Origin of the sequence: Candidatus Magnetaquicoccus inordinatus, assembly GCF_004217665.1 — a bacterium.
In the GTDB taxonomy this organism is placed as follows: domain Bacteria; phylum Pseudomonadota; class Magnetococcia; order Magnetococcales; family Magnetaquicoccaceae; genus Magnetaquicoccus; species Magnetaquicoccus inordinatus.
Window position 1 is genome coordinate 1 of sequence record NZ_RXIU01000540.1, and the last position, 1007, is coordinate 1007.

General features: G+C 53.7%; 2 protein-coding genes. Both read right to left on the minus strand.

Features of this window, described 5'->3' with window-relative positions; all coding sequences use genetic code 11:
* Positions 1-69: 69 nt before the first annotated feature.
* Positions 70-546, minus strand: coding sequence for a hypothetical protein (locus EJP87_RS17125; protein WP_130473021.1), 477 nt, complete (start codon positions 544-546; stop codon positions 70-72).
* Entirely contained in the window at positions 536-871 is a 336-nt protein-coding gene (locus tag EJP87_RS19155; protein ID WP_420886873.1) for a helix-turn-helix domain-containing protein, read from the minus strand. The genes EJP87_RS17125 and EJP87_RS19155 overlap by 11 nt, the downstream gene beginning before the upstream one ends.
* Between the last annotated feature and the right edge of the window lie 136 nt (positions 872-1007).

A 1007-nucleotide genomic window follows, 5' to 3' on the forward strand; every position in this document is an offset into this window, starting at 1 on the left:
TGGTCGCAACCTCCTCCGACAACTCCTCCTTAGACAACACCTCGCCCTCCAACACAGTCTCGTCCCCGTTCACTGTTCTGCTCCTATCTCACGCAGACGGCGCGCCTGATCGATGCGATGCTGCACCTTGGCTCTCTCCCGTGCCAACTCTTGTTCCAACAACTGGATCCATCCCAGGTTGGCGGCCTCCGCTTCCGGTCCAATCAGGATGGCACACCCCATTTTGTTGGCCACATACTGCAAAAGCTCGTAGCCAGCACAGGCATGCGAAAAGGAAGGCAAAAAGGAAAGCGGGAAGCGATTGCCCTCCTTGGCGGCGGTAAAGGCATTGAGCATATGATGGGTCACCTCCCGATCCATATACTTACTCATCTCCGCCGCAATGCTGTAACGGTCTTTACCAGAATTGCGAATCATCTTGTTGATGACATTAGGTATTTGATTCTCAACATCCAGGAAACCGGGAAACTCCCGCTCCATGGATGGTAGCGGATCAAACAGAATCAACGGCAACTGCCTTTGCTCGGTACGGGGTTTACTGGCCATGGATAACCTCTACAGTTGGGTTTGTGCGCTTGCGGCGCGTTGTGGTATTGTTCTTTCCGACCAGCTCGCAGTTGCGGGCTCGCACACCGCCAGGGTAACGACTTGGCCAGATTTCTGCCGGTTGCACGCCAATCTCCTCGGCGACGATCTGCTCCAGCGGCGGGCTGCATGGCCGATATAGGGCTTGGGCAATGGCAGTGGGCATGCGTCCGTGCGCTACGCTCAATCGCCGCAACGTCCACCCCTTGTCTTCCAGGTGCATCTTGATTCTGGAGCGGGGCCAGTCCTGTGCTGATGGTCTATGTTCGGTGTCAATGTTCATCATGATAACTAGATTATTCTACTTTTGTAGAACATGCCAAGCGAGATTATTACACATATGTGCGATTTTTCCGAACGCTTGAGAGAAGAACGAAAAAGACTCGGCCACACTCAGGATGAAATGGCGGAAATAGGCGGTA